The 22913-nt window shown below is 65.0% G+C and carries 18 protein-coding genes and 1 pseudogene; 3 read left to right on the top strand and 16 right to left on the bottom strand.

From position 1 onward, the window contains the following. The first annotated feature begins 23 nt into the window (after window positions 1–23). A complete protein-coding gene (locus DN412_RS33525; protein WP_115215517.1) occupies window positions 24–1451 on the top strand; it encodes an aldehyde dehydrogenase family protein in 1428 nt (475 codons plus the stop codon). On the opposite strand, the gene DN412_RS33520 is transcribed toward DN412_RS33525, so the two are convergent. The 4 genes from DN412_RS33520 to DN412_RS33505 all read right to left on the bottom strand — a co-directional run bounded on the left by DN412_RS33520 (window position 1426) and on the right by DN412_RS33505 (window position 5465). Beyond that, window positions 1426–2487 (bottom strand): LysR family transcriptional regulator, encoded by a 1062-nt coding sequence (locus DN412_RS33520; protein WP_115215516.1) that lies wholly within the window; start codon window positions 2485–2487, stop codon window positions 1426–1428. The two genes, DN412_RS33525 and DN412_RS33520, sit on opposite strands and share 26 nt — an antisense overlap. A gap of 57 nt (window positions 2488–2544) precedes the next feature. Continuing rightward, window positions 2545–3327 (bottom strand): class II aldolase/adducin family protein, encoded by a 783-nt coding sequence (locus tag DN412_RS33515; RefSeq protein ID WP_115215515.1) that lies wholly within the window; start codon window positions 3325–3327, stop codon window positions 2545–2547. 10 nt (window positions 3328–3337) lie between these two features. After that, the gene (locus DN412_RS33510; RefSeq protein WP_115215514.1) at window positions 3338–4321 is read right to left on the bottom strand and encodes a Bug family tripartite tricarboxylate transporter substrate binding protein; all 984 of its coding nucleotides are present in this window, start codon (window positions 4319–4321) and stop codon (window positions 3338–3340) included. A 118-nt stretch (window positions 4322–4439) separates the two neighbouring features. Continuing rightward, complete coding sequence (locus DN412_RS33505; RefSeq protein WP_115215513.1) at window positions 4440–5465, bottom strand: TauD/TfdA family dioxygenase; 1026 nt, start codon at window positions 5463–5465, stop codon at window positions 4440–4442. A gap of 166 nt (window positions 5466–5631) precedes the next feature. Between DN412_RS33505 and DN412_RS33500 the strand changes: the two genes are divergently transcribed. Then, a complete protein-coding gene (locus DN412_RS33500) occupies window positions 5632–6555 on the top strand; it encodes a LysR family transcriptional regulator (RefSeq protein WP_115215512.1) in 924 nt (307 codons plus the stop codon). A gap of 46 nt (window positions 6556–6601) precedes the next feature. Here the strand turns inward: DN412_RS33500 and DN412_RS33495 are convergent, their stop codons facing one another. The 7 genes from DN412_RS33495 to DN412_RS33465 form a co-directional block, all read right to left on the bottom strand. Continuing rightward, window positions 6602–7705, bottom strand: coding sequence for a formylglycine-generating enzyme family protein (locus DN412_RS33495; protein WP_115215511.1), 1104 nt, complete (start codon window positions 7703–7705; stop codon window positions 6602–6604). Window positions 7706–7871: 166 nt separating this feature from the next. Further along, window positions 7872–10259, bottom strand: a complete 2388-nt coding sequence (locus DN412_RS33490; RefSeq protein WP_244222895.1) for an arylsulfatase — start codon at window positions 10257–10259, stop codon at window positions 7872–7874. A 58-nt stretch (window positions 10260–10317) separates the two neighbouring features. Continuing rightward, window positions 10318–11715, bottom strand: coding sequence for a DUF1254 domain-containing protein (locus DN412_RS33485; protein ID WP_208647705.1), 1398 nt, complete (start codon window positions 11713–11715; stop codon window positions 10318–10320). A 106-nt stretch (window positions 11716–11821) separates the two neighbouring features. After that, the gene (locus tag DN412_RS33480; RefSeq protein ID WP_115215508.1) at window positions 11822–14218 is read right to left on the bottom strand and encodes an arylsulfatase; all 2397 of its coding nucleotides are present in this window, start codon (window positions 14216–14218) and stop codon (window positions 11822–11824) included. Window positions 14219–14316: 98 nt separating this feature from the next. Beyond that, window positions 14317–15027 (bottom strand): SDR family NAD(P)-dependent oxidoreductase, encoded by a 711-nt coding sequence (locus tag DN412_RS33475; RefSeq protein ID WP_115215507.1) that lies wholly within the window; start codon window positions 15025–15027, stop codon window positions 14317–14319. 20 nt (window positions 15028–15047) lie between these two features. Then, complete coding sequence (locus DN412_RS33470; RefSeq protein ID WP_115215506.1) at window positions 15048–15956, bottom strand: SDR family oxidoreductase; 909 nt, start codon at window positions 15954–15956, stop codon at window positions 15048–15050. Window positions 15957–15983: 27 nt separating this feature from the next. Further along, window positions 15984–16493, bottom strand: coding sequence for a 2,4'-dihydroxyacetophenone dioxygenase family protein (locus DN412_RS33465; protein WP_115215505.1), 510 nt, complete (start codon window positions 16491–16493; stop codon window positions 15984–15986). A gap of 29 nt (window positions 16494–16522) precedes the next feature. Here DN412_RS33465 and DN412_RS33460 point away from each other — a divergent pair, with 29 nt between their 5' ends. Beyond that, complete coding sequence (locus tag DN412_RS33460; protein WP_208647704.1) at window positions 16523–17710, top strand: AraC family transcriptional regulator; 1188 nt, start codon at window positions 16523–16525, stop codon at window positions 17708–17710. Between the two features lie 52 nt (window positions 17711–17762). On the opposite strand, the gene DN412_RS33455 is transcribed toward DN412_RS33460, so the two are convergent. From DN412_RS33455 to DN412_RS33435, 5 genes and pseudogenes are all read right to left on the bottom strand, one after another. Beyond that, window positions 17763–18770 (bottom strand): Bug family tripartite tricarboxylate transporter substrate binding protein, encoded by a 1008-nt coding sequence (locus DN412_RS33455; RefSeq protein WP_115215503.1) that lies wholly within the window; start codon window positions 18768–18770, stop codon window positions 17763–17765. Between the two features lie 184 nt (window positions 18771–18954). After that, on the bottom strand, window positions 18955–20109 hold the full coding sequence (locus tag DN412_RS33450; RefSeq protein WP_115215502.1) for a porin: 1155 nt from the start codon (window positions 20107–20109) through the stop codon (window positions 18955–18957). Window positions 20110–20534: 425 nt separating this feature from the next. Continuing rightward, window positions 20535–21395 carry an SDR family oxidoreductase gene (locus DN412_RS33445; protein WP_115215501.1) on the bottom strand — a complete coding sequence of 287 codons (861 nt, stop codon included), beginning with the start codon at window positions 21393–21395 and terminating at the stop codon, window positions 20535–20537. A gap of 61 nt (window positions 21396–21456) precedes the next feature. Further along, complete coding sequence (locus tag DN412_RS33440) at window positions 21457–22635, bottom strand: thiolase family protein (RefSeq protein WP_115215500.1); 1179 nt, start codon at window positions 22633–22635, stop codon at window positions 21457–21459. 37 nt (window positions 22636–22672) lie between these two features. Continuing rightward, a pseudogene (locus DN412_RS33435) lies at window positions 22673–22913 on the bottom strand (3-hydroxyacyl-CoA dehydrogenase); the annotation flags it as partial.

The raw sequence follows: 22913 nt of genomic DNA, 5'->3' as shown, positions 1-22913 counted from the left end.
CCCACCCCGGTGAGGAGACCAGCATGAAGCGACTCGATACGTTCTACATCCAAGGCGAATGGGTGCCGCCCGTCGGCGAGGCCTCGTTCGCGGACATCGTCAATCCGGCGACCGAAGCGGCAATCGGCACCGTCGCGCTCGGCGGCGAGGCCGACGTCGACCGAGCTGTCGCGGCGGCGCGCGCGGCGTTTCCGGCATGGTCGGGCTCGACCCGTGAAGCACGCATCGCGCTGCTGGAACGCGTGGCCGAACTCTACAAGGCGCGCATGCCCGCGCTGGCAGACGCCGTTACGGCCGAAATGGGCTCGCCGCTCTGGTTCAGCCACCAGCGTCAGGTGCCGGCCGGACTGGCGCAGATCCTCTCCACGCTTGCCGCGCTCAAGACCTTTGCCTTCAGCGCGCAACAGGGCTCGACGCAGGTCCTGCGCGAGCCAGTTGGCGTGGTTGCGCTGGTGACACCGTGGAACTATCCGCTCAACCAGATTGCGGCCAAGGTCGCCCCGGCCCTCGCGGCCGGCTGCACCATCGTGCTCAAGCCCTCGGAAGTCGCACCGCTCGATGCGCACCTGTTCGCGCAGATCCTGCATGACGCGGGCGTGCCGGCCGGCGTCTTCAACATGCTCTATGGCGACGGCCAGTTGGTCGGCCGCGCCTTGTCGCGCCACCCGGACGTGGCCATGGTCTCGATCACGGGATCGACGCGGGCCGGCGTCGATGTCGCCATCCATGCGGCGCCCACGGTCAAGCGCGTGGCGCAGGAGCTGGGCGGCAAGTCGCCGTGCGTGATCCTGGATGACGCCGACCTGAAGACGGCCGTGACCACCACCGTGGTCGCCTGCATGATGAATTCCGGGCAGACCTGCATTGCCCCGACCCGCATGCTGGTACCGCGCAGCCGCCATGCGGAGGCAGTGGCGATCGCTGCCGCCGTCGCCAACAGCCTGCCGGTGGGCGATCCGCTGGACGATGCCAGCAAGATCGGGCCGCTGTCCAGCCGTCGCCAGTACGAGCGGGTGCAGCAGATGATCGAGACCGGTATCCGTGAGGGCGCGCGGCTGGCGGCCGGCGGCCCGGGCCGGCCGGAAGGGCTGGACGGCGGCTTCTTCGCCCGTCCCACGGTGTTCGCCGACGTCAGCAACCAGATGGCGATTGCACGCGAAGAAATCTTCGGCCCGGTCATGAGCATGATTCCGTACGACGGCGAAGACGAAGCGATCGCCATCGCAAACGACACCGACTATGGCCTCGCCGCCTATGTCTGGAGCGGCTCGCCGGAACGCGCCGGGCGCGTGGCCGGCGCAATGCGTGCCGGCACGGTGCAGGTCAACGGCGCCACCCTGGACTTCACCGCACCGTTTGGCGGCTACAAGGCGTCCGGCAACGGACGCGAGTTCGGCGAGTACGGGCTGGCTGAGTTCCTGGAGTTCAAGGCCGTGCTGCGTACGGCCTGACCGTATCACCGTGCGCTGGTGGGATCGGTCCTGCCGGTCCCGCCTGGATACCGCCTCCGTGAGCCGGTATGTACACGCCGTGGTAGTCATCGCCCCGGGGCGCGGCGAGTTCATGGGCCAGCATGCGGCTCTCCATGTCGCTGCGCGGGCTGCCATCGGCGTGTATCTCCTGCAGCATCTCAATGAGTGCTTTCGCTGCCGGCTTGGGCTCCCATTGCTTGCGCACTGCGCAGTCGATGCGTACTGGCGGGATCTGGCAGACATCATGCAGCGTGACGAACCGCTCGCGGAAGTATCCGGTCAGGGAGAAGCCGGTATCCGCCAGCCCGATCGCATCGGAGCACTCCACCACCTTGCATGACAGGGCAAGGCTCTCGATCTTGTGGCAACGGCCGACCCAGTCGTCGCCGCAGAGCCTGGCCAGCGACGGATAGAGCGACGCATGCCAGATCTCCGAAGGCAGGATGAGGGGAAAATCCGCGAGCCGGGCACTCGCCGCAGGCTTGCCAGCCAGAAGCGGATGCCCGCGCCGGACAAAGGCTTCCGGGCAGATCGCGGCGATGGGTTCGCACTGATACTGCGGCCGGTCCCTGAACATGGATTCCATGCCGATGGCCACATCCACGTCGCCACGTTCGAGCATTTGCAGGCCGCGTTCCTTGGTACCGGAACAGAGGTCGAGCCTGATCTCCGGGTAGCGCCCCAGCAGACGCTCGATGCCACGGGCCAGCAGCCAATCCAGGGTAGCGGGGAACACGCCCACGCGCAGTGTCTGCCTGCCGGGTTCCGGCTTGGGCATGCCGAGCAGGTCGGCGGCATCCGCCAGCAGGCGTAGCGCGCGCTCCAGGAAGACCTGGCCCTCCTCGGTGGGCACCACGCCCTTCGGGGTCCGGCGGAAAATGGGATATCCGAGCCGCCGTTCCAGCTCGGCGACGCTCTTGGTCGCCGCCGACTGCGTGATGCCGATCATATCGGCGGCCCTGGAGAAAGAACCGAAGCGGCCAACCGCGACCGCGTGCTTCAGGCGTGCGTCCATCTGGTATTCCCCTGCAGAAGGCTCAGCGCGGGGCGCCCGCCGCCGCGCGGCTGCCGGTCAGTCCTTGTAGGTGGGATCCATGCGCTCCACCTGACGCAGCAATGCGGGCCATTCCCGCTTGCCAAAGGTGTTGTCGCGGGCATCCATGACGGCGCGCGTGTCGTCGATGGCCTGCTGGTCCGGCAGGGTCAGCCCTGCACCGCATGCCATGGCGTCCACCTGCGTGCGGCAGGCCATCTCCAGCCAGTACATGCGGCTGAATGCCTCGGCCACGCTCGGCCCCACGGCAAGCAGCCCGTGGTTGCGCAGGATCACCACTTCATGATTCCCAAGGGAATTGACCAGTGGTGCCTGCTGGCCAAGCTGCAGCACCGGGCTGTCGAAGTCGTGGTAGCCGGTCTTGCCGTAGAAGCGCAGCGCGGTCTGCGTCATGGGCAGCAGCCCGGACGCCAGCGCCGACAAGGCCATGCCGGCACGGGTATGGGTGTGGATCACGCACGACACGTCGGGCCGGGCCTTGTGGATGGCCCTGTGAATCACCATGCCGGCGCGGTTGACCTCGTAGCCATGCGCGTTCTGCGGCGCCAGCAACACGTTGCCATCCAGGTCGATCCTGATCAGGCTCGATGCACAGATCTCGGAGTAAAGATACCCGTAGGCATTGATAAGCAGGTGTTCAGTGCCTGGAATACGCAGTGTGATGTGGTTATAGATAAGGTCCGTCATGCCGTATCGGTCCGTCAGCCGGTAGCATGCGGCGAGTTCCACCCGGGCGCGCCATTCGGCCTCGCTGACCAGGCCTCGCACGGCGTCCTGGGGAACGGAAGTTTGCTGGTTCATGTCTGGCTCCTCATTCCACCCGGATGTTGCCGGCCTTGATGACCTTGCTCCAGCGCTGGCTCTCCGCTTCAAAATAGCGGTTGACCTGTGCCGGCGTCATGACATCGGCTTCCATGCCGTACTCAGCGATGCGCTTGCGGGCCTTGTCGTCCTGCAGCACTTCGGTGGTCGTCTGCGCCAGCTTGTCGATGACGTGCCGCGGCGTCCTGGCCGGTGCCACGATGGCCAGCCACGACATCGCCACGGCATCCGGATAGCCCGACTCTGCCAGCGTGGGAACGTCTGGCAGCGCCGGCACCCGCTTCGCGCCGGTGAAGGCGATCGCGCGCAGCTTGCCGGACTTGATGTAGGGGCCGAGCAGTTGCAAGGTGTCAACCGTCATCTCGACGCGCCCGGCGAGCACGTCCGGCAGGACGGCGGCGGCGCCCTTGTAGGGCACGTGATCCAGCTTGATGCCGGCGTGCATGGCAAACAGTTCGGCGGCCAGGTTTGCGGTGGAGCCGGCGCCCGAGGTGCCGTAGCGCACCTGGCTCGGGTGTGCCTTGGCCCATGCCACCAGTTCCTGCACCGAGTGGACCGGCAGGTCTGCATTCACCACCACCAGCAGCGGCACGCGGGCCATCATCGCCACCCCGGTCAGGTCTTTGAGCGGATCGTAGGGCAGCTTGCTGTAGAGCAGCGGATTGGTGATATGGGCCGGCGACGTGGTCAGCAGGGTGTAGCCGTCCGGGTCCGACTTCGCGACGTAGTTGCTGCCGATCTGCACGTTGCCGCCCGGCTTGTTCTCGATGTAGAAACTGGTGCCGAGGCGCGCGCCCAGCCTGTCGCTGACGAGGCGGGACACCGTGTCGATCGGTCCGCCCGCAACCGACGGCACCACGACCTTGACCGGCCGTGCCGGGTAGGCCGGTTCAGCCGCCCGGGATGTGTTGATGCCTGACACGGCCGCTGCCGCGATCGCCAGCATGGGGGCGAAGCGCCGGAATGCGCTCATGGTTTGTCTCCTGCTTGCTTCTGGTTATGTTGTCGTGGAAGCCGCGGCCACTCAGGTGCCGCGGCCTCATCGTCATGGTTGGAGGCGTCTACGGGTTCGGTGCCGGGCCGGACCGCCCTCAGTCGAGCAGCGCAACCTGTACGTCGCGCTGGCCCTCATAGGGATTGCGGCCGTGCCATACCTGCAGGTTGTCGAGGATCATGACGTCGCCGTTGCGCCAGGGCCAGCTATAGGTGAACTTGTCGCATACCGCGTTGATGTGGTCGACTTCCCCGGTGCTGAGCCGCTGTCCGTTGGCGAGAAACATGCCGGTCGGGTACTTCTGGTTCTTGCGCATCTCGGGATCCAGCACTGCCATCGCGGTGTGGTCGCGGTGCAGGCCCGAGCGGTACAGCTTCCTGCCGGTGACAGGGTGGTGCAGGAACGGCTCCAGCGTGGCGAAGACCGTCAGCGAACCGTCGTCATGCCACAGCGGCTGCAGGCCGCGGCTTGCGCATCGCGCCTCGACCTCGGCGGGATCTTCGGTGCCAAAGGCATGATTCCAGCCGTACCGGTCCTGGTCTTCATACGACGACTCGACAGTATCGCTCTTCGGGCCATAGCTCAGTGCCGAGCGAATGCCGATGGCGGCGATCTTCTTGACCAGTTCGGGGCCGATCCCTTCGACGAACTGGCGCGCGTCGGCAATCGTGGTTTCGCCGCCGACGGGCGCGGTGAGCCGGGAGAAGAAGGCGATCCGCCTGGGATATTGCCTGCGGTACGCCATCTCCGAATGCACGCCGAGCTTGACGCCTGCATCCAGCCGAGTCGATTCCATCACCCGGCCGGAGATCTGCAGGCGGGGGGCGCGTCCACCCACATAGCCGTCCTGGAACGGAGGAAACTGATCGACGATGTCGGCAAAGTCCTCGGTATCCGGAGTGGGAAAGCCGCGCAGCACAATGCCGCCATGGCGGACGATCAGTTGCTCGAGCGCGGGCTTCACGCTTCGCGTCCAGGCGCGGAAGCGGTCGCGATCCAGCAAGGCCTCGCCCTTCGGCTCGATGAAGAGCGGCGGCTGTTCCGGCGCGAGCTGGCGACATTGGACCTCATCGCCCAGGGCGGAGATCAGGCTCGAATCGAGCGATTCCTGGTTCGTATTCATCACAGTATTCCTTTGTATCGGTGGGCCTCAGCCGCACCCTGGATTCGGTTCAGACCATGCATGTGTCGGAGGTCAACTGTACGGAGCAAGGGGGGGCTCGGTGATTCCCCGTCTGGGCGCGGTGAGTCCAATCTGGAATACTGGGAACAACTGACCTGGAAACCATATGCGGATAGACGACCTGCGAGCCTTTATGCTCGTGGCACAACATGGCAGCCTGCATCGGGCCACCGAGCACATGGGCGTCACGCAATCGGCGCTGTCAAAGGCACTCGGGCGTCTGGAAGCGGATGCCGGCATGCGCCTGTTCGAGCGCTCTTCGCGTGGCGTGACGCTTACGCTGGTGGGCGAATCGCTGCTGGCGCGCGCGCGGCAGGTGGTGCTGGCCACGCATGACTTCGAACAGGAAATCGAGGCCCAGCGCGCAGCGCGTTCAGGAAAGATCCGGCTTGCGGCGACACCGTATCTCGTTGCCACGGTGCTGACACCGGTGATTGCGCGGTTCCTCGCGCATCGGCCGCTGGCAAGCTTCGCCGTCGAGACGCGCCTCACGCTGGGCGCGATCCAGGCGCTGCAATCCGGCGAGGTCGATTTCGCCTGCGGCGGCCTCACCGCCGACGTGCCGGACGATGTTTGCCGCGCCCCGCTGCAACCGCTGAACCTGCGCATCGTCGCCCGGGAAGACCACCCCCGGAGGCCGGCCTTCAGGACACTGGCCGACCTTGCCAGCGAGCGTTGGGCCCTGCCACGGATCTCGTCGAGCCTTTATCAGGTGTTGGCCCACCAGTTCGCCGGACTCGGCCTGCCGCCGCCGCGCGTCGCGGTGGAATGGACGGGATCAGGGGTCCCGATTGCCGAATTGCTGCGCAACACTGACCTGCTTGGGCTGCTGCCGCATCGCGCGCTGACGGGGCCGGACGGCCACGGCTTGTGCGTGATTGCCGATGGCGAGAGGCTGCCCGAGCCCGAAGTCGCCCTGCTGTGGCGCGACGATGGCTATCTCTCTCCGCTCTGTCTCGAATTCCGCGAGGCGCTGGTGGCGTTCAACCGGGAAGGGGAAGCGGGTACGACGCCCAAGCCCCAGGACTAACCTTGCAGATCGGCTGCCATGGCCATTGGATGACGAGGCGCTTTCGTCAATGCCTGGTCTGGGCCCACCGGCTGTCGTCCAGCACCAGGCGAAAGCCGAGATGCGACATGCTGTTGTAGGGGTCTGTCCCGCGGCGCGCGCTCGGCCGGTAGCTGAGGCAATAGTCCTCGTTGCACAGGAAAGAACCACCGCGCGTGACACGCTTGGGTGCATTGACGGGGACGCCCGCGTCATCGGGATCCCAGGACGCCGCCGGACCCGCCGGGTTGTCGACAGGGCGGCCGGAATCAGCCTCATGCCGGAACTGGTCCGCGCGGTACCAGTCAGCTACCCACTGCCATGCGTTGCCCGTCATGTCGGACAGGCCATAGCCGTTGGGCGGAAATGTGCCAACCGCGCTGGTGCCGAGCGCGCCTCCCGCTTTCGGGCTGACGACCGGAAACGGCTGTGCCTGCTTGCCCTGCCAGACGTTGGCCATCTGCTTGCCGTCGGGCGCGAATTTCTCGCCCCATGCATAGGTCGCCTGCTCCAGTCCACCGCGCGCGGCAAACTCCCATTCGGCCTCGGTTGGCAGACGCTTGCCGACCCATCGGGCGTAGGCCTGGGCATCTTCGTATGACACCTGCACGACGGGGTGGTCGTCCTTGCCGTCGATCGACGTGCCGGGGCCGCCGGGGTGGCGCCAGTCCGCGCCAGGCACGTAGCGCCACCATTGCGAATAGTCCTGCAGCGGGACGGGGCGGGCGGTGCCGACGAAGACCATGCCACCCGGCACCAGGTCGCTGTCGGACGGGCGCGGCGTGCCGGGGGGCAACTGGACCTTCAGCGTCTCCCAGTCGGGCTTCTTCTCGGCGGTGGTGACATACCCGGTCGTCTCGACAAACTTGCGGAATTCGGCATTCGTGACATGGTGCTGGTCCATCCAGAAGCCGGGCACGCGGACCTTGTGCGCTGGCCGCTCGTTAGCTTGCGCCAGTTTGCTGTCGCTGCCCATCAGGAATTCTCCGCCGGGGATGTGGACCATGCCCATCGGCCCGTGCACGCCATCGCCGGGCTGCACGATGCCTGGCCTGGATGGCGCCGTGCCAGCCAGCCATCCCGCATAGCCGGCCCCCGCGGCTACGGCGCCAGCCAGCAGCGCGAGTGTCACTCGCTTGCGCAGCCGGGACGCCCCCCCGACGCTGGCGCCCAGGTTCCGCGTTCCCCGCTGCGTCTGGGGTGCTGATCCTTCCTTCCACACGGCGTACTCCTTTACCTGCCATCTATCGTTGTCGAAGGGATGCGCGGCACCGCTTCCCTGGTGTGCCGCGCATCCCTCATTTCAGGTCAAACACCACCTTCTCGATCTTGCCATTGAAGGCGAACGGCGGCTTGTAGGTAAAGTCTACGGGCGAGCCGGCATCCATGCCGATGTCCAGCCCCTCGCCCAGGCTGATCATGTTGGGGATCGTCTTCGACACCACGCCTTCGGCGACTTTCCTGCCGTTGACGGTCATGGCAACGGCCATGGCCTTGCCGCGCTCCTTCGGGCCACCCTGGTAGGTCAGATCGACTTTCACCTGCACCTTGCCCCTGGGTAAGGGCTCCTGGCTGGCGAGCGTGAAGCGTTCAATCGAAAGATAGTTGTAGACGAAGGTCGGCTTGCCGTCGCGGACATACAAGCCATACCCGCCGGTGCTTCCACCATGCGTCGCGATGATCCCCTGTGCGCCGCCTTCCGGGACCTCGATATCCGCCGTCAGCGTCCACGACCGGTTGAGCACACGCGGAGCCGCCTCGTTCGGCAGGGCAACCTGTCCGGGATAGTAAGTCAGCGTCCGGCTGTTCCCCGCCAGGCTCGGCCGGCCCATCAGCGCGGCATTGAATTTCTCCACGCCGCGCCAGTCGAGCGGCAGTACGTTGTACCGGGCGGCTTCCGCCCACCACAAGTCCTGCAACTCACGCAGCTTCTGCGGATTCGAGCTGGCCAGGTCATCGGCCTGCGAGAAGTCCTTGTCGAGGTTGTAGAGCTCCCATTTCTGCTTGTCGAGGTCGAAGGCTGTGCGATTGGGCTGCCAGGGCACGAAGCCCATCGCCGAGGCCATCCAGCCGTTGTGATAGATGGCCCGGTTGACGGCCAGCGAGAAGTACTGGGTGGTGTGGCGGTCTTTGGCCTTCGCGTCGTCGAACGTATAGGCGAAGCTGACCCCTTCGATCGGCTTTTGCTGGATGCCGTTGAGTTGCGCCGGCGGCGTGATGCCAATGACCTCATAGAGGGTGGGGACGACGTCGATCACATGGGTGAACTGGCTACGCAGGCCACCCTTGTCCCTGATATGCCCCGGCCACGCAATGATCATGGGGTTGCGGGTTCCGCCCAGGTGACTGGCGATCTGCTTGGTCCACTGGAACGGGGTGTTCATGGCGTGGGCCCAGGCAGCCGGGAAATGGTTGAAGTGCTTCGGGCCGCCGAGTTCGTCGATTGCCTTCAGGTTATCCTGCCACGTCTCGACCATGCCGTTGAACAACCGCGTCTCATTGAGCGAGCCTTCGATGCCGCCCTCGGCGCTGGCGCCGTTGTCCCCGGCAACATAGATGAAGATGGTGTTCTCGCCGCCCGGCAACTTCTTCACTGCGTCGACGATCCGGCCCATTTCATAGTCGGCATGCGCGCCGAAGCCGGCAAACACCTCCATCATGCGGGCATAGAGCCGCTTCTGCTGGTCGTTGAGCGAGTCCCACGCGGGCAAGCTTTCCGGTCGCGGCGTGAGCCTGGCATCGGCCGGGATGACGCCGAGCTTCTTCTGCCGCGCGAAGGTCAGCTCGCGGTACTTGTCCCACCCAGCGTCGAACTGGCCCTTGAACTTGTCGATCCATTCCTGCGGCGCGTGATGCGGCGCGTGCGTTGCGCCAGGCGCGACATGGAGGAAGAACGGGCGGTCCGGCGCAATGCTCTTGACCTGGCGTGCCCAGGCAATGGCGTGGTCGGCCAGGTCTGTGGTCAGGTGGTAGTTCGGGTCGGTCGAAGCCGGGACGAGGTTGCGGTTCTCGTACAGGATCGGATGCCATTGATCCGTGTCCCCGCCCATGAACCCGTAGAAGTAGTCGAACCCCAGGCCGTTCGGCCAGCGGTCGAACGGCCCCGCTGCGCTGGCCTCCCACGGCGGCGTGTTGTGGTCCTTGCCGATCCACGCCGTCATGTAGCCGTTCTGCCGCAGTACCTCGGCCACGGTGCCGGTGCTGCGTGGCAGCACGGCGGTAAATCCCTCGTAGCCGGTGGCGACTTCAGCGATGCTGCCGAAGGCGGCGGAATGGTGGTTCCGCCCGGTGAGCAGGGCAGCCCGGGTCGGACTGCACAGCGCCGTGGTGTGGAACCGGTTGTAGCGCAACCCTTCGGCCGCCAGCTTGTCCATGGTGGGCGACGGCACGCCGCCGCCAAACGTGCTGAATTGCCCGAAGCCGACGTCATCGAGCAGGATCACCACCACGTTGGGGGCCCCCTTGGGCGCCTTGACCGGCTGCGGAAACTGCCCGGGGTCCGAATCGAGATAGGTCCGGCCGACTGTGCCCGGGAAGCGGAAGTCGGGCCGCGGCAGCACGCTGGGCGTTGCCGCCTGCGCAGGTGCCGGAGTCGCCGATTGCGCCTGGGCGTCGGTCGCGGTGGCGAAGAGACCAAGCACCATGACGGCAGAGATTGCCGCGTACAACATCCTTGGAATATTCATGATCCTCTTGTGGTTCGGCATGTCTGACACGTTGGTCCCTCCATTCTGTTAGTGGCCCTTACATCCGTTTCACGGGCGGTGGGACCCAGTCGCCGTCAAGGAATTCTGTCCTCGGCGAATACAGCCGCAGCATCAGCGTGTAGGGCGTCCGGCTCACGGGCAGCCAGTTCGCTGCCTTGTCCTTGCCGGGCGAATCGGCCTGGATGTAGAGGTCGAGCGAGCCGTCGGCGTTGTACTGCAGCTTGTCGCGATCGCCAAGCGCCTGCCGGTTGAGCGCATTCGGGATGAAGTAGCCATCCATGTCATACGCGGTCACCGACCAGAACGCGTCCACCGGGGGCAGCTTCCCCTGATCGAAATGGAGCACGTACTGCTGGTTGCCGTCCAGCGGACGGCCTTCGCTGTCGACAGACAGCGAGGGGTACACGGCATCCTGCGGCAGGTTCTCGCCCAGGCAGCAACTGGCGATGGCTGCGCGATACGCATAGTCCGCGCCATAGGTGCCGCTGTGCGTGGTGTAGACCCATCCCTTCTTGCCTTCGCCGCCGGCTTCCTTGCCGAGTTTCTCCACCAGCGCCGCGCCGTCGTTTGCACCACGCAGCATCGCCTGCCGCATTGCCGCGGGCGCCGCATCGAGGTCGAAATGGTGTCCCGCCTTGAAGCCGATGCGTTGGAGCCGGTGCACCATCGGATAATCGAACGGGCCGGGCGGGTTGTCCCTTAGCAAGTCGGAGAAGCGGCCGAAGTACGCTGCGGCATCCATGTTGCGGACGATCACGGGAGGCCGCGTCTTCATGTCGATGGTCGGATCGACCTTGTGCCTGGGCGCGGCGTATTCGCCCTTGCCCCAGGCCGACAGCGGCGTGAGTTTGTAGCTGGCCTGCAGCTTTTGGACGTTTTCGTAGTCCGCGACACCGTTTGTCTGCGTACGCCCGCCCACGAGCACCGTCCGGGTAGGGCTGCGGACGATTTCCATCCCGGCTGGTGCCCGTCCATGCCAGTTCGGGCCGACGATCAGGAAGGTCCGCGCCTGGTTGGCGCCGGTGGTGCGCGTGCCGGGCACGGCGAAGACGTCGGTCCACATGCTAAGCAGCGGCAACATGAAGTAGCGGTTGGTCGCCGGGACCGACAGCACCATCGGCTCCGCGCCCACGTCGAGATTGGCCGAGGAGTAGAGGGTGTCGACGTTGGGACGGACCACTCGCTTGAAATCCGCAGGCGGAAATGCCTTCGAGTGGCTGAACTGGTTATATGGTGCCTGCGTGACCACCCCGGTCGGAGCGGCATAGTTGGTCGCTTGTCGCAGAAAGGCATCCACGAGCATCATGGGATAGGCGTAGACGTATGCGTCCCTGGCAATCTCATAAGCCTCTCGCTCGGACACGACTTGTGCGGATGCGTGAGCGGGGGTCGCAAGCAGCGCACCGACGGCGGCGAATGAAAGTAGGCGTTTCAAGGATGCACCTCGTTAAATTGCGGTGAGAGTGATAAGCGACAAGGGGCGACGTCCTGCCTTGCCCCAGTGGAAATGACGCCAAACTGCATGAATTGCGCCTCTGCGCCTACTTGGCTACCGGCGCCGCTGCAAACGTGATCTCATCGATCGTTCCGGTGAACGGGAATGCTCCCTTCGACTTGTAGTCCGGACTGACCGGGGAGATCGAATCCCGGCCGACTTCAAATGGCTCGGCGCCGTGGCGGCGCATGCCGGTGCTGACGCTACCTTCGCCGGCGAGCTCACCGTTTACAAACAACCTCACCGTCGCACCGTTATTCAGCGCGCTGCCTCGCTTCGGTCCATTGGACACATACTCCAGCTTCACGGCCACCTTTCCGCCTGGGAGCGGCGCCCGGGCCTGGATTGTCGAATGCTCGAAGTCGGCCGAGTTGTAGTGATAGGTAAGCTTCCCATCCAGAACGTACAGACTCCAACCTCCGGACCTGCCACCGGTGGCAGTGATGACCCCTTCAGCACCCGCCGGCGGAATCGTCAGCGTCGCCGTGATGACGTGTGAGTTCGGGTAGACACGCGGGCCGCTGGGCTCGGGCATGCGAACGTTGTTCCCGTGATAGGTCCAGCTGGTGGGGAGTTCGCCGGCAATCCGGTTGCGCGGATCGCCACGCTCCGAGAAGCGCGAATCCAGCGGGAACACGTCATACTTCTTCGCCTCTTCCAGGAACAGCGCCTGAAGCTGCCTGAGCTTCTGCGGGTTCGTTGCGGCAAGGTCATCGGCTTCGCTGAAGTCCGTGTCCACGTGGTACAGCTCCCACGGGGCATCGAGGAAACTCCCCACCCGCCCGACCAGGTTCCACGGCACGCCAAACCGGCTGGCCGCCACCCAGCCGTCGTGGTAGATGGCACGGTTGACGAACATCTCGAAGTACTGCGTGGTCCTGCGGCTGCGCGCCTTCGCCTCGTCAAACGAGTAAGCCATGCTGACACCCTCCATCGGCTTCTGCGGGATACCGTTGACGGTCTTCGGTGCCGGGATGTGAGTCGCTTCGAGAATGGTCGGCACAATGTCTATCACATGGTGAAACTGCGTGCGCAGCTCGCCATGCGACTTGATGCCATTGGGCCAGTGAACCACCAACGGATTGCGGGTACCGCCAAAGTGGCTGGCGACCTGCTTGGTCCACTGGAAAGGGGTGTCCATGGCCCACGCCCAGCCGACCGGAACCTGAGGCTCGGAATCTGGCCCGCCGATCTGGTCCAGCCGCTTGTTGAGGACGTCCAGCCCGGGGTTGTACCCAAGCAGGCTGGCAATGTCATTGAACGATCCTTCCAGGCCGCCTTCGGCATTGGTCCCGTTGTCGCCGACGATGTAGAAGATCAGGGTGTTGTCCAGCTCACCGGCCTGCGCGACGCTGTCGACCAGGCGGCCGATCTCATTGTCTGCGTAGGCCAGATAGGCAGCATAGTTCTCCATCAATCTGGCATAGACACGCTTCGCGGCATCCGGCTGGTCGTCCCAGGCAGGAATCTCCTTCGGCCGCGGGGTAAGCCTGGCATCCTGCGGAATCACACCAAGCCGCTTCTGTTCGGCGAAAGTGATTTCACGCTGCTTGTCCCACCCCTGGTCGAACTTGCCCCTGAACTTTTCCCGCCACGCTTTCGGTGCGTGGTGCGGCGCATGCGCTGCGGCAGCAGCGTAATACATGAACCAGGGTTGGTCCTTCTTCACCGCCCGGATGCTGCCGAGCCAGTTGATGGCTTCATCCGTCATGTCGGCGGTGAAGTGATATCCCTGCTCCGGGCTTTTGGGCTGCGCGACGGCGGTTGTGTTGCGGTAGAGGACCGGGTACCACTGGCTCGTTTCGCCCTGGTTGAATCCATAGAAATAGTCGAAGCCAAAGCCTGTGGGCCAGTGGTTGAAGGGCCCGGCCGGGCTGATCTCTGCCTCGGGCGTGTTGTGCCACTTGCCGAACATGGCGGTGGCGTAGCCATTGCCCCGGAGAATCTCGGGCACCATGGCGGTACTCTGGGGAATAATGCCCGTGTAGCCCGGATACCCTGTGCCGGTTTCAATGATGACGCCCGAGCCGGCCGAATGGTGATTGCGGCCGGTCAGCAAGGCCGCTCGCGTTGGCGAACACAATGCCGTGGTATGAAACGTGTTGTATCGCAGCCCGCCTTGTGCCAGGCGCTCAAGGGTTGGCGTCGGAACCGGCCCGCCAAACGTACTCGCTTGCCCGAAACCCACGTCGTCCAGCAGAATGATCAGCACGTTCGGGGCACCTTTCGGTGCCTTGAGCGGTGCGGGGTAGTCAGGTGTCGAATCTTTCACCGTTTCGCCGACCTTGCCGCGGAAAACCGGATCCGGCTTAGGCAATGCCAGGCCGGATGTGCTCTCCATTGCTGCCCGTTCCCGCTGCAGTGGACCAGTCTGGGCCTTGGCAGTGCCAGCGAGCATCCCTGCCGCAACAAAGACCAGCATCATCCGAAGATGTGGAGCCATAAGTCGTTTCCCTCTTTTCCCGCTCGCCGACATTCCCAGTGGCGAACAAATGCTGTGTCTCTCCTGGTCGCCGGCTCGGATGTTCCCTGACGACGCCATCAGGTTACCGAGTACCCGCCGTCTACCGGCACAGTCACGCCATTGATCAGCCTGGCCGCGGAGGATGCGAGGAACACGGCGGTTCCGGCCACATCCTCCACCTCTCCCCATCGTCCGTCCGGGATACGGCTGACGATCTTCCTGTTGACCTCTTCGTTCTCTTGCGCGCCGCGCGTGAGTGCCGTGTTGATCCAGCCCGGGGCGATGGCATTGACCCGGATCCCGTCCGCGGCAAAGCTGATCGCCAGCGACTTGGTAAGCGACACCACGCCTGCCTTTGCCGCGCCGTAGCCGGGAGCGCTGGGCGAGCCAAAGTATGCGTACATCGATGCAATATTGATGATGCAGCCCTTGCTCGATTTCAAGTGGGGGCGAAAGGCGTTGGCAAGCCGCAGGTTGCCAACCAGGTGAATGTCGAGGATGTCGGCAAATACCTCCGGCTGGTACTCCTCCCTGCTGGCGCGGCCGGCGCAGTGAATCAGGACGTCCAGCTTGTCGACACTTGCCGCCAATGCATCGATGGCCGCGCTGTCGCGCACATCGAGCGGCGCATAGCGAATGCGAGGATCGAGGCCACTCGTGGGGATCACGAGATCCGCCACGATCACGTTGGCGCCGTGCTCAAGAAAGGCCTTCGCGAAAGCGCCGCCGATACCACCAGTCCCGCCGGTGATCAGAACTTGTTTTCCTTCAACGCTGAAATCAGGCATTTTCCAGGCCTCAGATAGGGTTAATTGCGGCCCAACGCCGCGATCACCGCTGCCCGGATCTCCGGATGTCCGCCGAACGGGTCGCGGGGATTCCGCATTCCCAGGATGTCGTCGAAGCGCGGCTGCACGGTGGCAAGCGATTGCGGCTGCGGGAAGATGTAGAAGCGATCGTCGCGAATCGCATCGAAGGTGACGCGCGCCACGTCTTGCGCACTGATCGTCGCCCCCGCAATGCCCCGGTCGAGCATGGCCTGCGCGGCCAGTTGCGAGCGGCTCGGGGCCGTGGTGGCGCTGCCGCCGTCGGCCGGGCGGTTGCGCTGCGAGCGGTTGATGCCGGTGGCCACGAAGGACGGGCACAGGACGGAACACTTCACCTGCTCCGAGACGAGGCCGAGATCATGGAAAAGGGTCTCGCTCAGCGCGACCACCGCTTGCTTCGAGACGCAATACAGGCCGAACGTCGGCGCCGCGGTCAGACCGGCCATCGAGGCGGTATTGACGATGTGGCCCTGGTAGCCGGGGTCGGCTGCCGCGGCGGCAAGCATCAGCGGCGTGAAGATGCGCAGGCCGTGCAGGACGCCGTGCAGGTTCACACCCAGCGTCCAGTCCCAGTCTTGCTCGGTACTTTCCCAGACCAGCCCGCCGGGGGCCACGCCAGCGTTGTTGAACAACAGGTTGACCTTGCCAAAGGCGGCCATGGTCGCATCGGCCAGCGCCTGCACGTCGGCAGCTTTCGACACATCGGTGCGGCGGCCGATGACGGTAGCGCCGGCCGCCTGCAGCTCGGCCACCGTCGCGTCCAGTGCGCTCTGCTCAATATCGGCCAGCACAAGCTTCATGCCGAGCGAGGCGCCGAGACGGGCGAACTCCTTGCCGAATCCGGATGCACCGCCGGTGATAACAGCGACCGAGTCGCGGAACTTGTCCATGGTGTTTCCTCACTCTTTCTGTTTTATTCAGCGCACGGTGTACGCGGCACCCAGGCTGCGGATGTACTTCAGCGGCGACATGCCGCGGTCGCTTGCGACCTTGTTCAGCATCATTTCAATGAAGCCCGCATCACCGATGTTGACGAAGTTGCCGTCGGCATCGAAGTTGATGTTGGCGCCGTAGATGACCATGAACATGTCGGTCGTTTCGGTGTTGCTGGCGGGCGTGGTGAACTGGTGAATCGAGCCGCCCGGCTCGTACAGGTAGCAGCCGGCGGTCTGGGGCTGCTGCGGGTATTGCGAGTAGTTCCAGTTGCCGCTCATCGTGAACAGATGCACGGTCCCGGTGTGGAAGTGATTCGAGAGCACTATGCCGGGGCCGACCTTCGCGCGTACTACCCAGATGCCATTCTGCGGGTCGAGGAACAGCGGACAGATATCGGCGCCGGGCACCGGGAAATCCTTGATCCACGGCTCCTTGTCCGAATCGATGGTGAGCAGGTTGTCCTGATGGGTGATATATGTCGGCAGTGGCATGCCAGTCTCCTTGGATGCTTCGGATCTTTATGTTTGATGGCGCGCGAGGGGCGCTCGGGCCCGTTGCAGCCTCTTTGTCAGGACACATGCTAGCTTGGCGTTCCGCCGGGCTGTATGGCATATTGGGCCAAGACATAATCATTTTCGGCCAGCCGAGCGCTGGCCGCTTTGCACAGAGGTTACGAATGCCCCGCAACGGCCAGTTGCCGCCGCCCCTGAGCGGATCCAGCGTGCAACTCCTCCTTCAGTTCGGTCTGGACCATGGCCTTTCAGGCGATCGTTGCCTGGCAGGCACCGGGCTTGACTGGCAGGATCTGGCCGACCCCGCTTTTGTCGTGCGCCTGGACCAGGAACTTCAACTGATCCGCAATCTGGCGCAGGCACTGGGCGACATCCCCGGCGCCGGCATCCAGGCGGGCCTGCGCTACCGCCTAGCCAGCCGCAGCGTGTGGGGCTTTGCCCTGCTCAGTTGCGCGACGCTGCGGGATGCGATCGGCATGGCATTCCGCTACCAGAGTCTCTGGAATCCGCTGACGGAATTCCATGTCGAGGAGAACGGGGACCTGCTTGCCACGACGATCGACGACAGTGCGCTGCCGGAAGACCTGCGGGCATTCATCGTCGACCGGGACCTCGGCATTTCCGTCAGCTTCATGCGCGATCTCATCGGCACCACGCTTCCGGCGGTGAGCGTGGCGTTGCGTCGCCCCCAGCCTGCCGATACCCGGCCTTACGAGGATCTCTTCGGCATGACGCCGGTATTTGGGGCTACGGAGAACCGGGTTGTGAGAAATTCGGCAGGGTTTCTCGACCGGCCCCTGCCTGGCGCCAATACTGAAGTGGTCCGCCAGTGCGAGGCACAGTGCCAGGCCCTGCTCGCAAGATGGCCGGTGCAAGAGGGCCTGGCGAGCCAGCTGCGCAACAGGATGATCGTCCGGCCCGGTGTATTGCCCGACATGGAAACGCTGGCCGAAGAACTCCACATGAGCCTGCGCACGTTGCGCCGCCGTCTTGCCGACGAAGGGACCAGTTTCCGGCAATTGCAGGAAGAGGTGCGCGAAGCGCTTGCCGAAGAAATGCTTGCCGAAGGGCTGAAGCTGGAACATGTGGCCGATACGCTGGGCTATGGCGAAGTGTCGAACTTTATCCGCGCATACCGGCGCTGGAAGGGCGTGACGCCGCACAGGGACCGCGGCCGTCGCAGTGAAGGTGCGTAGTGCGTGCGTGTCAGCAATCGTCGCGCACGCCCTTGGCCATTCCCCGGCCTCGTTACTCCGGCTGCAGTCCTGCCGCCGCAATCATGCGTTGCCAGAGCTTCTGGTCATCGGACACCGCCCTGGCCAGCTCGGCCGGCGTTCCCGGACTGGGCAGCGAGCCACGTCCGTTGTAGTGCGCCATCGCCTCTGGCGAATTGACGAACTCGATCGACAGTCGCGACAGCTTGTCGATGATGGGTGCGGGCGTGCCGGCGGGTGCGAACAGTCCGAACCAGTTGATGCGGGACAGTCCCGCGACCATGGTGGCATCCTGCAAGCCGGCTTCCGCCAGCGTCGGAACTGTGTCCATCACGGGCACACGCTTCGGCGTCACCATGGCGAGCGCGCGCAGCTTGCCGGCCCGGATATGCGAGAGCACGGATGAGAACTCAACAATGCTGTAGTCCACCTGGCCGCCGATCAGGTCGGTGATCAGGCCCGCGGCGCCCTTGTAGGGAATATCTGCGACCTGCATGCCGGCGGAGCGGCTGAACGCCGACCCCATCACCCGGTAGCCTGTGCTGATCGCGCCAAAATTGAGCGAACCCGGCCGGGCGCGAGCTGCCGCTACCAGATCGGCAATGGAATGGTAAGGCGATGTGCCGGGTACCACCAGCACCAGGGATACCGACGCCAGGCGTGCCACCGGTGCAAAGTCCTTGTCCGGGTTGTAGGGCAGCTGCTTGAAGAGGTACCGGTTGGCCGACATCGAACTGGATGATGTCAGCAGCAGGGTATAGCCGTCCGGCGCGGACTTCGCCACATAGTCCGTGCCGACGATCAGGTTGCCCCCCGGGCGATTTTCGACGATCACGCTCTGGCCGAGCTTCTGGCCGACGTACTTGGCCAGCGAGCGGGTGTAGTCGTCCACGACCGTGCCGGGACTGGTGACCGAGACGATCTTGATGGGGCGCTCAGGGTAACCCTGTGCCCTGACGCGCGGCGCGAGCGACAATAGCGCGCCGCTGATGCCGGCAGTCAGGATCCGTCGTCTGGACGCGGATGTGTGGTCAGGCTTCATGCTGTCTCCTTCCATGTTGGTGTCTTGGGGGGGCGGGGGGAGCGACCTCGTGTCCGGTCAACGCCGAGCGAGCGGCTGATGGCGGGGCACCAGGCGCAGAGGGGCATCGGTGGTGATGGCCGATGCCCTTCAGGTCTGGTGCTTCGCGAAGTGATCCGGCTCCGCCTTATGTGCCGACGATCGCTCAGAAGATGTGCCGCACACCCGTGATGACGCCCACCATGCTCTTCTGCCCCGCCATGGACGGGTAGTTGAACGCGAAGGCCGTGGCTGCGCTGTCGAAGCTCAGGCTGCCATTGCGCGCATAGCCGACCGACACGTACACATCGGTGCGTTTGCTGAGGTTATAGTCCGCCAGGAACGTGTACTGCTGCATGTTCGGCGGATTGGTGGACGGTGCCGTCGCCGTGCCAGCCGACTGCTTGACATCCGCGTAGAAATAGGCGAGCGAAAGGCTGAGGGCCGGGGTCACGGCGTAGTTGACGCCGGCCCACCAGTAGTCGTCGCGCAGCAGGGTATTGCCATTGGGAAAGTCAGCCTTGTTCCAGCGGTAGCCGGCGCTGAGCTTGAACGGTCCGTTGGTGTAGCTGCCGCCGACGGAGGCCTTGCGCACCTTCGCGGTCTGGCCGGGCGTGAGCGCGGGGTTCCACTGGTCGTAAGCGATGCCTGCGCCAAAGGTGTCACCCAGGTACATCACCGAGGCCCCGTACGCGGTGTTGTCCTTGCCATGCGCCGGATCCTCGCCCGCTCCGCCATTGGCGAGCAGGTTGCCTGCGGACAGTGCCGGAACGCCAGTGCCGAATGAGTAATGGGCTACCGCCTGCACCCCGCCAAACTGCCCGGTGTACTTGACCATATTGCTTTCGCGGTAGTTCACCCCCATCCACCAGATGCCCGGCTCATAGGTGGCCGCAAAGCGCAACGGCGAGAAGTTCACCAGGCCGTCCAGCATGCTGGTGGTTTGCCGTCCGAAGGTGACTTGCCCCAGTCCGTCCTTCTTCAGGCCCACCATGGCCACGCGGCTGAAGAGTCCGCTGGAAGGCAACGCACCCGTGTCCGGCATGAATGCGCCTTCCAGCACAAAGAGTGCTTGCGTGCCACTGCCAAGGTCTTCCGTGCCGCGCATGCCCCAGCGCGACGCGGACAGGCCGCCGATGCTTGGCATGCCGATGCGCGATCCACCGGAAGTCGGAGTTGCCGCGGATGTGGCGACGCGGTTGACATACTCGATCGGGGCGTCGATCACACCATACAGCGTGACACCGGTCGCCGCGTGGGCGGCTCCGTTGCATGCGAACAATGCACCCAGTACCGCCGGTGCGCACAGTTTATGTTTCATGTGCTTCCATCTCCTCCATCGTTGTTCTGGCCGTCCGGATCGCGCACATTGGCGCGACCATGGCGGCGAAAATTACTTCACGCACACTGAGCGCGTGATGGCAAGGAAAGCACGCTTATTCCTGCGCTCCGCTACCCGTCTCGGGTTGCCATTAGACACTGCAGGTCTGAAACACCGGAACGGCACGTTGAGCGGCCCATGATTGCCACACCAAGTGACAAAGGCAACCCCGCGCATATGGCCGCGGGCTGCGGCTGGCGCTCCTACCCCCCTGGATTGCAAGAGGCTGTCCCGCTTCATATGCAACACGGCGAAGCGTCATGCCTGGTTCCGGCATGACGGGTGGGTGCAGAGCATATAAACGAAAGGCCGTGGTTTGAATACCACGGCCACAGGGGATGGAACGGGAAAGTGCGCGGCGCGCTTCACGCTTGCAGCATGGCAGGGCGCGAAGGCAGGTGGAAGCCGTCGAACGGTGCGCTCCGATGGTGTGGCGCGAGTTGCCAGGTCCTGGCTGTGGCCGCGGCACCGTCGATGCGAAGGCAGGCCCCACTGATGAACGCCGCGGCCGGCGAGAGCAGGTAGACGATGGCCGAGGATACCTCGGCAACATTGCCATAGCGCTGCAGCGGAATGCCGGCAAGCCTGGCGCGGATGGCGGCGGCACCGGCATCGCTGTAATTGTCGAAGCCGCTCGAAGCGATCAGCCCGGGCGCCACCGCGTTGACCCGCACGCCGGATACAGACCACTCGCAGGCAGCGGTTTCGGTCAGGCTCATCATTCCGCAGCGGGCCGCGCCAGAATGGGCATAGCCGGGCAGGCTGCCGTCGATCGCCGCGACCATGTTGACGATGGCGCCCCCGTGCTGCGCCATCCAGCGGTTGTAGACTTCGCGCATGACAATGAAGCCGCCCGTGAGATTGGTGCGGACTACCGCCTCGAAGCCACTGGTGGTGAAATCCTTCATCTCGCCGTAGTACTGCCCGCCGGCATTGTTGACGAGCCCGTCGATACGGCCGCGCGCGGCCAGCACGGCCTCGATCGTGTCGATGACCGCCTGGTCGTCACGGATGTCGCACACGTGCGCGGATGCCATGCCGCCGTCCGCAAGGATCTCGCCCTGCACCGCGGCCAGCTTGTCAGCCTTGCGGCCGACCAGCGCGACATGGGCCCCCAGGGAGGCCAGTTCATGCGCGGTGCAGCGGCCAATGCCGCTGCCGCCACCGGTGACGAGCATGGTCTGTCCCGCGAACAGGCCCGGCCGGTAGATGGACTGGTATGGCATGGACGTTCTCCGTGACGCCCGCCCGGCGCCAGGATTCAGGCGCCGGGCAGTCCGGTTCTGGTCAGACGTGCAGGATGGTGGCCACGGCGGTGGCGCCGTCCACCCCGACCTGGCCGCCGCCGTTCTCGGCCAGCGCAAGTCTGGCGTTCTCGCGCTGGCGCGGGCCGGATTCGCCGCGCAGCTGCTGGGTGAGCTCCACCAACTGCGCCACGCCGGTGGCGCCGATCGGATGGCCCTTGCTGAGCAGGCCGCCGCTGGGGTTGACCGAAACGCGGCCATTCAGGTCGGAGGCGCCGCTGCGCAGCAGCGCCACGCCTTCGCCCGGGCGGCACAGCCCCAGGCTCTCGTAATACATCAGTTCCGACGGTGCGGAAGCATCGTGCACCTCGGCGACGTGGATATCCAGCGGATCGATGCCGGCCTGTTCGTAGACCCCGAAGGTGGCGCGCTGCGGGCACGGCTCAAGGCTGCCGTCCGGCGAGCCGGACACCATCACCGAGCCGCCGACCCAGACCGGGCGGGCGGTTTCATGCCGCTTCAGGAACGCCGGCGAGCACAGCACCACTGCTGCCGCGCCGTCACCGATCGACGAGCACATCTGCAGCGTCAGCGGATCGCTGATCATGCGGCTGGCCAGCACTGCCTCCACCGTGGTCTCGGCGCGGAACTGCGCCACCGGGTTGAGCGATGCGGCCCGGCGGCTCTTGACCACGATCTGCGCCAGGTCTTCCCGCGTGGCGCCGGTCTCGCCCATGAACTTGCGGGTCTTGGCGGCATAGATGTCCATGAAGATGGAGCCGCTGCCCGAGCCCACGTGGGCCGGCAGTTCTTCTTCCAGGTCCACCGCCTTGGCCAGCGCGCCCAGCGAGACGCGCTTGTCCTCATGCGTCATGCGCTCGGCGCCAACCACCAGGGCCACCTCGGCCTGGCCGCTGCGCACCGCGTTCCAGGCCAGGTGGAAGGCCGTGCTGCCCGACGCACAGGCGTTCTCCACGTTGAAGATGGGCTGGCCCGACAGGCCGAGGAAGCGCAGCGCCGCCTGCCCGCGGATCATCTCCTGGCCGGTGATCAGGCCGGACACAGCGTTGGAGAAGTACACCTGGTTGACATCCTTCGGCTGGATGCCGGCGTTGTCGAGTGCGGCCCTGGCAGCCTGCTCGGCCAGCATGCGGACGGTCTTGTCCGGGAACTTGCCGAACGGGGTCATGCCGGCGCCGATGATTGCACATGTCTTGTTCACTTGGATTCCTTTTCGATAGTCGGTGGAGGGTCCTGGCTCAGACCGGATCCCAGGGGAAGACGTCGCGCGACAGCTCCAGGGGGGTGAAGCTGCCCTGCAGCATCGGGATGGCGCGCTCGACGCACGACGCCACGGTCCAGCCTTCGCTGTTGTGAGCGGTGCGCACCGGGCGCGGTTGCGAGAACAGGTAGATCTCGTTGTTGCGCACCCCGAAGATCTGGCCGGTGATGTGCCTGGCCTGGTCGCTCAGCAGCGCCAGCGTGAACGGGGCGATCTTG

This window comes from Cupriavidus lacunae, from assembly GCF_003353055.1.
Lineage (GTDB): Bacteria > Pseudomonadota > Gammaproteobacteria > Burkholderiales > Burkholderiaceae > Cupriavidus > Cupriavidus lacunae.
The sequence above is the reverse complement of the archived record's forward strand: the minus strand, read 5'-3'. Positions and strand labels throughout refer to the sequence as shown.